This window comes from Micromonospora sp. NPDC005205 (assembly GCF_040608275.1).
Taxonomy (GTDB): Bacteria; Actinomycetota; Actinomycetes; order Mycobacteriales; family Micromonosporaceae; genus Micromonospora.
This window is the reverse complement of record NZ_JBEXHV010000003.1, coordinates 64,986-78,782: the sequence shown is the minus strand read 5'-3', so window position 1 is coordinate 78,782 and position 13,797 is coordinate 64,986. Positions and strand designations below refer to the sequence as shown.

General features: G+C 71.9%; 10 protein-coding genes. 7 read left to right on the top strand and 3 right to left on the bottom strand.

Going from position 1 to position 13,797, the window contains the following annotated elements; genetic code table 11:
• Positions 1-37 precede the first annotated feature (37 nt).
• Positions 38-2,356 (bottom strand): M28 family peptidase, encoded by a 2,319-nt coding sequence (locus tag ABZU43_RS07690; protein WP_355006075.1) that lies wholly within the window; start codon positions 2,354-2,356, stop codon positions 38-40.
• 392 nt (positions 2,357-2,748) lie between these two features.
• Here ABZU43_RS07690 and ABZU43_RS07685 point away from each other — a divergent pair, with 392 nt between their 5' ends.
• From ABZU43_RS07685 to ABZU43_RS07655, 7 genes are all read left to right on the top strand, one after another.
• Positions 2,749-3,948 carry a fused response regulator/phosphatase gene (locus ABZU43_RS07685; RefSeq protein WP_355005725.1) on the top strand — a complete coding sequence of 400 codons (1,200 nt, stop codon included), beginning with the start codon at positions 2,749-2,751 and terminating at the stop codon, positions 3,946-3,948.
• Positions 3,945-5,669 (top strand): ATP-binding protein, encoded by a 1,725-nt coding sequence (locus ABZU43_RS07680; protein WP_355005724.1) that lies wholly within the window; start codon positions 3,945-3,947, stop codon positions 5,667-5,669. Before ABZU43_RS07685 ends, ABZU43_RS07680 begins: the two co-directional genes overlap by 4 nt.
• Complete coding sequence (locus ABZU43_RS07675; protein WP_355005723.1) at positions 5,666-6,118, top strand: response regulator; 453 nt, start codon at positions 5,666-5,668, stop codon at positions 6,116-6,118. The genes ABZU43_RS07680 and ABZU43_RS07675 overlap by 4 nt, the downstream gene beginning before the upstream one ends.
• Positions 6,111-6,920: an inositol monophosphatase gene (locus ABZU43_RS07670; protein ID WP_355005722.1), complete on the top strand. Its 810-nt coding sequence runs from the start codon at positions 6,111-6,113 to the stop codon at positions 6,918-6,920. Before ABZU43_RS07675 ends, ABZU43_RS07670 begins: the two co-directional genes overlap by 8 nt.
• A gap of 181 nt (positions 6,921-7,101) precedes the next feature.
• Entirely contained in the window at positions 7,102-8,118 is a 1,017-nt protein-coding gene (locus ABZU43_RS07665; protein ID WP_355005721.1) for a hypothetical protein, read from the top strand.
• Between the two features lie 36 nt (positions 8,119-8,154).
• The gene (locus ABZU43_RS07660; protein ID WP_355005720.1) at positions 8,155-9,717 is read left to right on the top strand and encodes a fused MFS/spermidine synthase; all 1,563 of its coding nucleotides are present in this window, start codon (positions 8,155-8,157) and stop codon (positions 9,715-9,717) included.
• Between the two features lie 71 nt (positions 9,718-9,788).
• Entirely contained in the window at positions 9,789-11,432 is a 1,644-nt protein-coding gene (locus ABZU43_RS07655; protein WP_355005719.1) for a serine/threonine-protein kinase, read from the top strand.
• 115 nt (positions 11,433-11,547) lie between these two features.
• On the opposite strand, the gene ABZU43_RS07650 is transcribed toward ABZU43_RS07655, so the two are convergent.
• Together ABZU43_RS07650 and ABZU43_RS07645 are read right to left on the bottom strand one after the other, a co-directional pair.
• Positions 11,548-12,216 carry a TrkA family potassium uptake protein gene (locus tag ABZU43_RS07650; RefSeq protein WP_355005718.1) on the bottom strand — a complete coding sequence of 223 codons (669 nt, stop codon included), beginning with the start codon at positions 12,214-12,216 and terminating at the stop codon, positions 11,548-11,550.
• 68 nt (positions 12,217-12,284) lie between these two features.
• Complete coding sequence (locus ABZU43_RS07645; protein ID WP_355005717.1) at positions 12,285-13,619, bottom strand: potassium transporter TrkG; 1,335 nt, start codon at positions 13,617-13,619, stop codon at positions 12,285-12,287.
• Positions 13,620-13,797 lie beyond the last annotated feature (178 nt).

Here is a 13,797-nt window from a genome sequence, read left to right as displayed (position 1 = left end):
TCCGGCGACGAATCACTAGCCGGACCACCTCCAACCGTCAGAGGGGATAGGTGCGGGCGACCGCCAGCATCTCCGAGCTGTGCGACCCGACGACGCCGACGGCCGGCGGCCGGGGGCGGAAGCCGGGCAGCGCGTCCAACCCGTCACTGGCGTCCATCGCCCGCAGCGACACCTGCCCGGCGATCGGGCGCACTGTCAGCACGACCTCGATGCCCTCCGCCGGCGGGGCGTGGAACACCAGCCCGAAGCCCCACTTCCCGGCGCGGGGCTCCACCGGCACCGACCGCCCCGCCACGTCGGCGCGCAGCACGGTGGCGGTCGACGTGTCGACGTGCAGGGTGGCGAGCCGGGCCACCCGCTGCGGGGTGAGCCGCAGCCGCAGCGTGCGCTCGCCGCCCGCGGTGGCGTCGGCCACCACCTCCAGCTTCGGCGCCGGCAGGTTCGCCGACTGCGCCGGCCCGGCCCGCAACTCACCGTCGCCGAGCCCGGGGAAGTCGTCGCCGACATCGGTGACCCCGTCCACGTAGCCGTCCGTCCACGGCTGCGGGTCGCTCTCGTGGCTGAGCCAACGGGCCTGGCCGGTGCCGGCGTCCAGGGCGTACATCAGGTGGGTGGGAGCGGGGTGGGCGGCGTCGAAGCGGTCGACGCCCAGGCCGACCCCGGCGAGCACCACCGCCGCCACGGCGGCGGCGCCGGCCGGCAGCACCGCGAGCCGCCTGGCCCGCAGCGCGAGCAGGCCACGCTGGCCGCCGGCCTGCGGGTGCAGCAGGTCGACCACCGGCAGGGCGACCAGGCCGAGCAGCACCGCGACCAGCGCGGCCACCCCGCCCATGGCCATCCCCAGCGCGGGGAAGAGCAGCACCACGGTGGGCAGCAGGATGACCACACCCACTGCCGCGGCGGCCGTCACCGCCACCACCGGCCACGGTCCGGTCTGCCGGGTACGCAGCGCGACGAGCCCGCCGAGGGCGCCGGCCAGCGCCGGCACTGTGGTGAGGTACGCCCCACCCGGCACCGCCACGGCGAGCAGCACCCCGAGCACTGCCAGCCAGGCCAGCCCGCCGACGGCCAACGCGGCCGGGCCGATCCGGCGGCGGGTCAGCGCGTACCAGGTGAACAGGATGGCGGCGGCGAGCGCCAGGACGGCCAGCCGGTACCAGATCGGCCGGTACGGGTCGAGCAGTTCCGCGTACCCCGGTCGGATCGTGGTGATCGCCAGCCAGAGCAGTTGGGCGGCGACCGGCGCGGCGACGATCGGCACCAGGGCCAGCGCGAAGCCGGCGGCCAGCCGGCCGGTGCTGGCCCGGCCGCTGCGGCGGGTCAGCCAGCCCAGGGCGGCCACCAGTGCCACCGCGAGCAGGGCCAGCGGCACTGTGAGCCAGCCGGGGTAGCGGACCAGCCCGCCGGGGACGGGGAAGTAGGTGGCGTCGTGCCCGGAGCGCAGGTCGGTCAGGTCGGTGCCACCGAACTCCCGGGCGAGGCCCAACGCGTTGTCCCCGTGCTGTTGGAGGCTGCCCCGGTCCATGGCGGCCGGGGTGTCCAACGGTGTGTGGTAGATCGCGCCCCCGTCGATGTACGCCGAGTTCAGCCCGATGAACTTCTGATCGAGGAAGGCGGTGAAGTCGGTGTCGTTGGGCAGCGCGCGGTAGATCTCCACAGCGAACGAGGTGCCGACCGGGTGTGGGGCGGCCCGGCCGAAGATGTCCACCAGCTTCGCGTTGTTCCGGGACGTCTCGAACATGATCACGGGCCCGGTGGAGCCCCGCGCCTCCAGGTTCAGCACCACACCGCCGTCGGCGGCCAGCGGGTGGCTGGCGGCGAACGCGGACGCGCCGCAGAGGCACGCCTCCTCGGCGTCGGTCAGGACGAAGACAATGTCGTTGCGCGGTCGGGGACCGGTGGTCAGCGCGCGGGCCACCTCCAGGATCGTCGACGTGCCGGCCGCGTCGTCGTTGCCGCCCGGCCCGGTCTGCACCGAGTCGTAGTGGGCGACCAGGAAGACCCGGCCCGTCGAGTCGGTGCCCGGCATCCGGGCCACCACGTTGCGGACCCGGGCCAGCGTCGCCCCTCCCGCCGCCCCGCTGAGCTGACCGGCCTCCGGTGCCACGGTGTCCTGCACCTCGGTCTCCAGGCCCAGCCCCCGCAACTGCTGCTCAAGGTGAGCGCGGACCTGCTCGTTGGCCGGGCTGCCGGCGACGTGCGACCGGGCGGCGATCACCTGGACGTCCTCGTACGCCCGGCCGGCGCTGAACGCGCCCGCCGGGGCATCGGCCGACTTCGGGGCGGGGGTGCGCAGGTCGAGCAGACTGCCGGCGCCGACCGCGGCCAGCGCGACCAGAGCCGCCGCGGCGGCCACGAGCCGCCGGCGCGGCCGGGTCAACGCGCGGTCGGCAAGGGGTACGCCCGGGACCGGACGGGGTGGCGTGCCCGTCGTGGCCGGGGTGGTGGGTGCTCCCACGGGAACTCCTCGGGGGGTGGTGGGGCCTGGGGTGGGATCATCCTGCCCGTCGGTGGCCGCGGAGGGGATGGCCGGTACGTCAGGCGTCCATCAGCCGCCCGGTTTGTCCGCGGCCGGGCAGTGATGCGCTCCATCCCCGCCCGCGCCGGAGGCATCGTGTTGTGTGCGACCGTTGTCTAATACAGGATCAGCGGGGCACTCGGAAGGAGCCCGACATCACCAGCGAACTCCCGCGTCTCGCGGCGGTGACCCGGCCGCACCGGGGGGCCGGCTCGGCCGGTTCCCCAGTTGTGCCGTACCCGCACGGTGGTCTGGCGCGGCACGCCAACCTGCCGCCGGGTGAGCGGCTGCGGGTGCTGCTGGTGGAGGACGACGAGGGCGACGCCTTCCTGGTCGGTGAGCTGCTGGCCGAGACGAACTCGATGATCGACCTGCTGGTCGCCACCAGCCTGCGGGAGGCGCGGCAGCGGATCAACGACGTCGACTGCGTCCTGCTCGACCTGGGTCTGCCCGACGCGCAGGGGCTGGACGGGCTGCGCCAGGTGTTGGAGATGTCCAGCGGGGCTGCGGTCTGCGTGCTGACCGGCCGCACCGACGAGCACCTGGGCGTCGTGGCGGTCGCTGAGGGCGCCCAGGACTACCTGGTCAAGGGCCAGGTCGACGGGGTGCTGCTGACCCGGGCGCTGCGCTACGCCGTGGAGCGTAAGCGCGCCGACGAGAATGCCCGCCGGCTGCGCGAGGTCGAGCTGCGCCAGGCCGAGTCGGCCCGACTCGAACGCGGTCTGCTGCCCCAACCGCTGATGACCACCGACCAGGTGGCGGTGCACACCTTCTACCGGCCGGGCCGGCACGCCGCCCTGATCGGCGGGGACTTCTTCGACGTGGTGCAGACCCACCCGGACCGCCTCGACCTGATCGTCGGCGACGTCTGTGGGCACGGGGTGGACGAGGCCGCGCTCGGGGTCGAGCTGCGGGTGGCCTGGCGCGCCCTGGTGCTCGCCCGGGTGCCGGACGACGAGGTGCTGCCCGCCCTGGAGCAGGTGCTGATGAGTGAGCGCCGCCTCCAGGAGATCTTCGCGACGGTGGCCACCGTCAGACTGGACCTGGACGCCAACCGGGCCACCGTCCGACTGGCCGGGCACCCGCCACCGCTGCTGCTCTCCGGCGGCCGGGTCGCCCCGGTGCCCGCGCCCGGCGGCCTGCTGCTGGGCGTACGACCTCGCCGGCCGATCGCCTACGACCTGGAGTTCGACACCGATGACTGGTCCCTGTTGATGTACACCGACGGCTTGATCGAGGGGCGGGTGGGTGCCGGCAACGAACGGCTCGACGTGCCGGGCCTCAGTGGCTTGCTGGGCGAGCCGGCCAACCGTTCGGTGTCGCTGCCCGAGCTGCCGGCGTGGCTGGTCGGGCGGGCCGAGCGGCTCAACGGTGGTCCGCTCGCCGACGACGTGGCCATGCTGCTTGTCAGCCGGGGCGGTGGCCGGTGAGGCCGGTCATCGGCGGCTGGAGTCTCCGCCGCCGGGTGATCACCCTGCTCTCCGTCGTGGGCTTTCTGTTGATCGGGCTGGCCAGCGCGGAAGCGGCGGTGGCCGCCCGCAACCGCACCCAGATCGACGCGGTGCTGAACGAGACCGGCCCGTTGCGGGTGCAGTCCCAGGAACTGCTCAACGCGTTGCTCGACCAGGAGACGGCGATCCGCGGGTACGCGGTCAGCGGCAACCAGGACGACCTGAGCCCGTACCGGGAAGGGCTCGCCCAGGAGCAGAGCGTGACCGCCTCGATGCGGTCGTTGCTCGACGACTATCCGGGGATCAGCCAGGAGCTGCGGACCGTCGAGGAGCGTGTCACGCAGTGGCGGCGGTCGGTAGCGGAGCCGGTGATCGTCACCACCGAGCAGAGCGGCACCAGCGCCGGGCAGGCGTTGGTCACCGAATCGGCCCGGCAACAGTTCGACGAGGTGCGCTCGGCGGTGAACGACCTCCAGGAGGAGGTCCTGGCCGCCCGGGAGCAGACCGCAGCCAACGTGCGTACCAGCAGCAACGCGCTGGTCGTCCTGCTGATCGTGGCCGCCCTGGTGGTGGTCATCGCCGGTGCGGTGCTGCTGCTCTCGCTGGACCGGATGGTGGTACGGCCGCTGACCGCCCTCGCCAACCAGGTCCGCGAGGTCGCCGAAGGCGACTACCAGCACCGCATCGCCACCGTTGGCCCGCCGGAGTTCATCCAGCTCGGCGAGGACGTGGATGCGATGCGGCAGAAGATCGCCGCCGACCTGGCCGAGGTCCGGGCCGCCCGCGAGCGCATCGAGTGGGTGAACAGTCAGCTCCAGAAGCAGGCCGAGGAGTTGACCCGTTCCAACCGGGACCTGGAGCAGTTCGCGTACGTGGCCTCGCACGACCTGCAGGAGCCGCTGCGTAAGGTCGCCAGCTTCTGCCAGTTGCTCCAGCGCCGTTACGCCGGGCAGCTCGACGAGCGGGCCGACCAGTACATCGCCTTCGCCGTGGACGGCGCGCAACGGATGCAGCGCCTGATCAACGACCTGCTCGCGTTCTCCCGGATCGGGCGGCTCACCACCGGCTTCGTCGAGGTCGACCTCAACAAGGTGATGGGCGACGTGGCCGGCCAGACCGAGGCCGCCCGGCAGTACGCGGACGCCGAGTTGACCTGGGCCGAGCTGCCGACGATCTCGGGTGAGGAACCGCTGCTCACCAATTTGCTGGCCAACCTGGTGAGCAACTCGATCAAGTTCCGCCGCCCGGACGTGCCGTCGAAGGTGCACGTCTCGGCCCGCCTTGTGGGTGCCGAGTGGGAGATCACCTGCCAGGACAACGGCATCGGGATCGAGCCGGAGTTCGCCGACAAGATCTTCGTGATCTTTCAGCGGCTGCACTCGAAGGACGCGTACCCGGGCACCGGCATCGGGTTGGCGATCGTCAAGAAGATCGTCGAGTACCACGGCGGCCGCGTCTGGGTGGACACCGACGTGCCCGAGGGCACCGCGATCCGCTTCACCCTGCCGGCACTTCCCGAGGACGTCGCGGCGGCTGCCGCCGCCGATTCCGCGGGGGAGCCGACCGATGGTGACGCGGCACCCTCGACCGAGGCTCCGGCAGCGCTGACGGAGCAGGCCGACGGACCGGACCAGCCGGACCGGGCCGACCGGACGCTGGAAAGCGGTAGAACGGGTGACATGAAGGAGACGGTGGGATGACCGCGCCGGCGGACGGCAAGAGCCCGATCGAGGTCCTGCTCGTCGAGGACGACCCGGGTGACGTGCTGATGACCCAGGAGGCGTTCGAGGAACACAAGCTGCGTAACCGGCTGACCGTCGTCTCCGACGGGGCCGAGGCGCTCGCCTACCTGCGCCGGGAAGGTCAGTACGCCGACGTGACGGCGCCCGACCTGATCCTGCTCGACCTCAACCTGCCCCGGCGCGACGGCCGGGAGGTGCTGGAAGAGATCAAGAAAGACCCGAACCTGCGCCGGATCCCGGTGGTGGTGCTCACGACCTCGCAGGCCGACGAGGACATCCTGCGCAGCTACCAGCTGCACGCCAACGCCTACGTGACCAAGCCGGTGGACTTCGAGCGCTTCATCTCGGTGGTCCGTCAGATCGACGAGTTCTTCGTCAGCGTGGTCAAGTTGCCGCCGCGTGGCTGACACCCTGCTGGACGACGTCAGCGGCCTGCTCTGGGAGGCCGCCGACCAGGTCGTGCTGCCACTGTTCCGCAAGCTCGACGACGATGACGTGTCGGAGAAGGCGCCCGGTGAGGTGGTCACCGTCGCGGACCGCCGGGCCGAGGAACTGCTCTCGGCGGGGCTGCGCCGGCTGCGGCCGGGCTCGAAGGTGGTCGGCGAGGAGGGTGTCGCCGACGATCCGGGGTTGCTGCGGCACCTCCGCGACGGCGGGGACGTCTGGCTGGTCGACCCGGTCGACGGGACCGCCAACTTCGCCGCCGGTCGCCGGCCGTTCGCCCTGATGGTGTCGCTGCTAACCGACGGGCGACCGGCCGCCGGCTGGATCCTCGACCCGCTGGCCGGCACTCTCGCCGCCGGCTCGGCGGACGAGGGCACCCTGCTCAACGGTCGACCGGTGGACGGCACCGGCTCGGTGCCGCCGCTCGGCGAGCTGCGCGGCGCGGCGATGACCCGGTTCCTGCCGCCGGAGACCCGCGACCGGGTCCGCGCCGGCGGGCGGCGGCTCGGTGAGCTGCTGCCCGGCCAGCACTGCGCCGGTCGGGAGTACCTGGACATCCTCACCGGCGAGCAGCAGTTCGTCCTCTTCTGGCGCACCCTGCCCTGGGACCACGGCCCGGGCACCGTGCTGGTCCGTGCCGCCGGGGGCGTCGCCCGCCGATTCGACGGCGTCGACTACCACCCCGCCGACGACGGCCGCGGTCTGCTCGTCGCCGCCAACGAGCAGGTCTGGGCCGACGTGCGCGAGGCGCTCCTCAGCCCCTGATCCGCGCGCTGCGCGACCGCGCTGGAACGCTGCGTCGACATCGAGGCAGCCTGAGGTTCAGCAGGCTGGTCACCCGCCCACGATCCGGTATCGTGACCGGCGGTCTCCGCCAGCGGGCCGCCGACCGGCGTCGCCATGCAGCGTTCAATCGGGGGCCGGCGGTCGACGGAAGGACGCTTTCGTGCCCAGGAACAGGTTCAGCCCGCGGCTGGGTCGCCGCGCTCTGTTCGCCGTGCTCGCCGCCGTCGCGCTGGTGCTCGGCGGTGCCGCGGTGCCCGCGTACGCGGAGCCGGACGAGGGTGGCAGCAAGAAGCTGCGGGACGCGCTGGAGCTGACCGCCAGGGGCCACATCGAGGCCAAGGCCAAGCTGGACAACTCCAAGCGTCGCCAGACCGCGCTGGCCGGCGAGCTGACGACGATCGAGGGTCGGCTGGTCGGGCTCACCAGCCAGGTGGGTGAGGTGGCCGCCCAGTCGTACCGGGTGGGTCGGCTGAGCGCTGTCTCGATGCTGCTCAACACGGCCACGCCGGAGGCGTTCCTGGAACGCGCGGGCGACCTCGACCTGATGGCTCAGCGGGACAGCAAGCGGCTGCGTGACCTCACCGAGGCCCGGCAGCAGGCGCAGCAGGCCAAGGTGGCAATGGACGCCGAGGTTCGCGAGCAGCAGAAGCAACTCGCCGTGATGGCGAAGAAGAAGAAGGAAGCCGAGGAGGCGCTCGCCGAGGTCAGCTCCGGCGGCAGCAACGGTTTCAGTGGTGGCAGCTCCACCTCGGCGAAGCCGGCCCCGCGTAACTCCGACGGGTCCTGGCCGTCGGAATCCTGCTCGGTGAAGGACCCGACGACCTCCGGGTGCATCACTCCGCGCACCCTCAACGCGCTCAAGCAGACCCAGGCGGCCGGCTACAAGCGGCACGTCTCCTGCAAGCGCAGTGGTGGCGGCGGCGAGCATCCGAAGGGCCGTGCCTGCGACTTCTCGGCCGCCACGAACGGCTTCGAGGACAAGAACGCGACGGGCGGCGACAAGGCGTACGGGGACAGCCTGGCCGCCTGGCACGTACGCAACGCCGATCGGCTGGGCGTGCTCTACGTGATCTGGTACCGGCAGATCTGGCATCCCGGCACCGGCTGGCGCTCGTACAGTGGAAGCGGCTCTCCGGCGGCGTCCCACACGAACCATGTTCATCTCTCGATGTACTGACCCGGAGCACCAGCTTCGCTGCGTACCATCGCGACGATGAGCTCCCCACCGTCCGACGTAGCGGCCCTTCCGGCGCCCCCGGCCCAGCCCGTGCCGATCACCGGCCGGGCGCTGCCCAACGGCCTGGCCGCGTTCCTGGTCTTCTTCTCCAGCGGTGCCGTGCTGGTGCTGGAGACCGTCGCGCTGCGCCTGGTCGGCCCGTACGTCGGGGTGACCCTTCAGGTGACCAGCTCCGTGATCGGCATCGCGTTGGCCGCGATCGCCTACGGGGCGTGGACCGGCGGCTGGCTGGCCGACCGGCGTGACCCGCGCGGCCTGCTCGCGCCGGCGTTGGTGCTGGCCGGCATCGCCACCGCGATCACGCTGCCCGTGGTCCGGTACGCCGGTGAGGTGCTGCGCGGCGGTGCGGCCAGCGCGATCCTGCTGTTGGTGGCGTTGGCGGTGTTCGTGCCGGCCGCGCTGCTGGCCGCGGTCACCCCGTTGGTCGTGAAGCTCCAGTTGGCCGACCTGCGCCGCACCGGCCAGGTGGTCGGTCGACTCTCCGGGATCGGCACCCTGGGCGGCATCACCGCGACCCTGCTGACCGGGTTCGTGCTGGTCGCCGCGCTGCGCAGCACCGTCATCCTGCTGGCCCTGGCGCTCGCCCTCGGGCTGGTCGGCATCGGCCTCGGCTGGTACCTGCGCCGAGAGGAGCCCACCGAACTGCCCGGTCCGGCCCGGGCCCGGGCCGCGCTGGCCGTGCTCGGCCTGGCCGGGGCGGGGCTGAGCACAGTGGCGCCCAACCCGTGCGACATCGAGACGGCGTACCACTGCGCCCGGGTCACCGCGGACCCCTCCCGGCCCAGCGGACGGACGCTGCTGCTCAACTCCGCCCAGCACTCGTACGTGGACCTCGCCGACCCGAAACACCTGGAGTACGCGTACACGAAGTGGATCGGCGCGGTCGGCGACGTCGCCGCGCCGGCCGGTCAGCGCCTGGACGCGCTGCACCTGGGCGGCGGTGGGTTCACGGTGCCGCGCTACCTGACCGCGACCCGACCGGGCACCGACAACCTGGTGTTCGAGATCGACGGCGGGCTGGTCGAGCTGGGTGAGCAGGAGCTGGGCGTACGGCCGGGGCCGGACCTGCGGGCGGTGGTGGGCGACGCCCGGATGCTGGTTTCCGCCGAGCCGACCGACAGCCGTGACCTGGTGGTCGGCGACGCGTTCGGGCACCTGGTGGTGCCCTGGCACCTGGCCACCCGGGAGATGGCCGCCGACGTCCGGCGGGTGACCCGCCCCGGCGGCGTGTACGTGCAGAACGTCATCGACTACCCGCCGCTGCGGTTCATCCGCGCCGAGTTGGCCACGGTGGCCGCCGAGTTCGGGCACGTCGCGTTGATCGCGCCCCCGGAAGCGCTCGCCGAGGAGCAGGGCTCCAACTTCCTCATCGTCGGCTCCGACGCGCCGTTGCCGCTGGAAGCCGTCCGGGCCCGGCTGGCCGAGGTGGACCCGAAGGTCAGCCTGCTGTCCGGTGCGGCGCTGACGGACTTCGTCGGTCAGGCGATGGTGTTGACAGACGACTACGCCCCGGTTGACCAACTGCTGGCCACCGCCTGATCGGGTGACAATCCTGACCGATTCCGATACTCCAGGTGTAGGCGGGCCGTTACTGGGCAACATCGCTCACCATGGGCGGTGGGGACCGGAACGGCGCGCAGTTGCTCGATGAGCGGTACCGGCTGATCGAGCAGCTCGGCGCGGGTGGCATGTCGGTGGTCTGGCGTGGCTACGACGAGGTGCTGGGTCGCCAGGTCGCGGTGAAGGTGTTGGCCTCCCGGCTGGCCAGCGACCGGGCCTTCCGCCACCGCATCCGGATCGAGGCGCAGGCCGCCGCGCGGCTCTGCCACCCCAACATCACCAACGTGTACGACTACGGCGAGTCCGAGCAGGTCGGTCTCACCGTGCCGTACGTGGTGATGGAGCTTGTCGACGGCGCTTCGCTGGCCAGCCGGCTGGGTCGGGAGAGCAAACTGCCGTGGCGGGAGGCGGTGACCATCGGCGCCGAGGTCAGCTCCGCGCTGGCCACCGCGCACGCTCGCGGAGTGGTGCACCGCGACGTCACCCCGGGCAACGTCATGCTCACCTCGACCGGCGTCAAGGTGGTCGACTTCGGCATCTCCGCGCTCGTCGGGGAGAGTGAGAAGGGCCCGGACGGCGCGCTGTTGGGCACTCCCGCGTACCTCGCCCCGGAGCGGCTGGACAACGGCCAGGTCTCCCCGGCCACCGACGTGTACGCCGTTGGGCTGCTGCTCTACCGGATGCTCACCGGTCGACTGCCGTGGCTGGCCAGCACTACCACCCAGATGCTGCGCGCCCACATGTACAACGACCCGGAGCCGATGCCCACCGTCCCGGGGCTGCCCGACGGGGTGGCCGACCTGGTCGGACGCTGCCTGGCCAAGCGTCCCGCGGACCGGCCGGCCACCGCCGAGCTGACCCGGACGCTCGCCGAGGCGGCCGGCATGCTCGCGGCGGTGCCGGTCTCCCCGGCTGCCGGCCCGCTGGACGCGGCGATGCTCGGCAGTGCGCGTACCACCATCCTGCCCTGGTCGGCGGCGACCGACGCGTTGCCGCTGTCGCGGACCCGTAACCGTCGGACGCAGCAGCGGGTGACCCGGCGTCGGCGGGTGGAGGCCGGCGTGGCCGCCGTCGGGCTGATCGCTGTCACCGGGGCGATGTGGGGGTTCACCTCGCGCAGCCCGGCCAGCGGAGAGGACCGGCCGACGACCGAGGCTCGGATGGGGTTGCCGACGGCGGCGCCCTGCGAGGTGGCGTACGCGTTGCGCACCGACTCCGGCACTGACTTCTCCGCCGAGCTGACCCTGACCAACACCGGTGGCCGTGAGCTGCGCGACTGGGCCATGAGCTTCACCTTCCCCGGGCAGCAGAAGGTGACGAAGGCGGAGCCCGCGCCGGTGCACCAGCAGGGGAGCACGGTGCTGATCCGACCGGCGGCCCAACGCACCACGCTGGCCCCCGGTGCGGCCGAGAAGGTGACCCTCACCGGCAAGTACAGCGGGGCGAACCCGTTGCCTGTCGAGTTCCGACTCGGCGAGGCGACCTGCGGGGTTCGGGTTTCCGGCGTCGCCGGCAGCGCGCCCTCCACGGCCCCGCCGGCCAAGGCCGCCACGGTGAAGGCCCCGCCGAAGAAGACGACGGCACGCGGCGGCTCCGGCGCGGGCGGCGGCGCGTCGAAGGCCAAGCCACCGAAGCCTCCGAAGGCCCCGGCGAAGCCCGCGAAGGCCGCCGGTGGTGGCCCGGGAAAAGTGTGAAGGTGACCAAGGGGCCGCGTGGTCATCGAAAGTGAGCAGGCCACCGTGTCGCCATGCTCAGGGGGCCGTCGGTCCAGTTGGTCCGACGGGCGAGATCGGTAGGGGCCGGAGCAGGTCAGCGCATCCCCGCGAATCGCTGCACCTGGTCGATCCCACCCTCGACGATGAGCACCCCGCCCTGGGGAAGCGTGGTGTCGTCGGAGGTGTACCGGAAGCGTTCGCCCGGCAGCTTGGCGCCGATCACGCGTACCCCGAAGCGCTCCTCCGGTCTCAGGTCGATCAGGGTGCGCCCGACCAGGGACTGCGGCACCCGGACGGTGGCGATGGCGAAGTCGTCGTCGAACTCGATGAAGTTGAGCAACCGGCTGACGAGCAGGTGCGCGACCCGGTCCCCGGTCTCCGCCTCCGGGAAGATCACGTGGTGGGCGCCCACCGACGCCAGGATCTTGGCGTGCTTCTGCGAGGTGGCCCGCGCCCAGATCTCGGGTACGCCCAGCTCGACCAGCGCCAACACGGTGAGCACACTCGCCTCCACCGAAGCCCCGATGGCCACCACCGCCCGCCCGAAAGTGGTGATGCCCAGCTGCCGCAGCGCTCCCTCCTCGGTCGCGTCGGCCTGAACCACCCGGTCGAGCTGCGCCGACCACCGCTGCACCTTCGCCGGGCTGCGGTCGATCGCCAACACCTCGCGGTCCATCCGGCTCAGCGACCCGGCCAGGTGGCAACCGAATCGACCCAGCCCGATCACCACGATGCCGCCGCTGTCCGCCCGTCTAGCCGACACCTCGGCCCTCCCTGCTTCCAATGGCGTGTCGCCGGTGTGCGGGCCGGCCGACACCTCCGAACCACGCCCTAGCCGACAATGGGTTGCTCCTGGGGATAGCGGTAGAGCCGGCGTCGGGTGTTCAGGGCGATCGCCGACCCGAGGGTGAGCGTCCCGACGCGGCCGATGAACATCAGCACGGTCAGCGCCACTTGGCCGCCGGGCGGCAGTTCGGCGGCCAGACCGATGGTCAGACCGGTGGTGCTGAAGGCCGAGGTGATCTCGAACAGGGCCGCGACGAAGCGGACGCCCTCGGTGAGCAGCAGCAACAGCATGGTTCCGGCCATCACCAACGCGACGCTGAGCAGCGCCACTGTGATCGCCTGCCGCTGGCTCGCGGTGGCCACCCGCCGGTGCCCGATCGTCACGTCGGGCTCACCGCGCAGCTCCGCCCAGATGGTGAACGCCAGCAGGAAGAACGTGGACACCTTGATGCCCCCGGCCGTGCTGGCGCTGCCGCCGCCGATGAACATCAGCACGATCAGCAGGGGATAGCTCTCCTCCTGGAGAGCGGTGATGTCCAGGACGCTGAAGCCGCCGGTGCGGCTCAGCGCGATCTGGGTGAACGACGCGAGGACCTTCCCGGGTACGTCGTACTGGCCGATCGTGCTCGCGTTGGTCCATTCGGCGGCGAGCAGGCCACCGAAGCCGAGCAGCAGCAGCACCACGCTGCCCCAGATGGTCAACTTCGTCGCCACCGCCCAGCGGGTCGGCTGCCGCCATTCGCGGACCGCCTCGAAGAGGGCGGGAAACCCGAGACCGCCGATGATCGCGCCGATGGCCAGGGGCAGCGACACCCACGGATCACGGCTGAAGGCCAGCAGGCCATCGGTGTAGAGCGCGAAGCCACCGTTGTTGAACGCCTGCACGGCGTGGAAGACGCCCGACCAGAGAGCCTCGGAGAACGGGTAGTCGTAGGTCAGCCAGAGTCGACCGGCGACCAGCACTGTCATCACCGCCTCGCAGGCGAAGACGGTCAGCGCGATCCGGCGGAGCAGCCGGCCCACGTCACCGAGGCCGAACTCCGCCGTCTCGGCCTGCACCAGCAACCGGTTGCGCAGTCCGAGCTGACTGGAGACCACCAGGATGACCAACGCGGCGACGGTGAGGATGCCGAGGCCGCCGAGCTGGGTGAGCAGGGTGATCACCAGCAGGCCCCAGCCGGACCAGTAGTTCGGCGTGTCGGTGATGGCCATGCCGGTGACCGACACGGCCGAGGTGGCGGTGAAGAGCGCCGTGACCACTGGTGGGCGTACGTGTTCGGCGGTCGCCCAGCGCGCCATGAGCAACCCGGTACCGAGCAGGATCGGCACCAGGAACGCGAACGGCACCAGCCGCACGGGATTGCGGAAGAACCGGCGCACCAGACAATCTTCCTGTCCGCCCGCGCCCCCGGAGTGGGAACGGGCATTCCGGAGATTCATCTGCCGGCCAGCCATCGACCAACTCCTGGCAAATCACTGGCCCACGCGTGGAGAAGAGGCTCCTGGTCGGTCCCCGTAGGTGGAGCGAGAAGATCGCGCCGATCATGCGCTTTCGGTT

Excerpts from the sequence above, each read along its gene's own strand:
- ABZU43_RS07655 (WP_355005719.1), top strand. The coding sequence starts at position 9,789 with ATGGGCGGTGGGGACCGGAACGGCGCGCAGTTGCTCGATGAGCGGTAC.
- ABZU43_RS07675 (WP_355005723.1), top strand. The coding sequence starts at position 5,666 with ATGACCGCGCCGGCGGACGGCAAGAGCCCGATCGAGGTCCTGCTCGTC.
- ABZU43_RS07660 (WP_355005720.1), top strand. The coding sequence starts at position 8,155 with ATGAGCTCCCCACCGTCCGACGTAGCGGCCCTTCCGGCGCCCCCGGCC.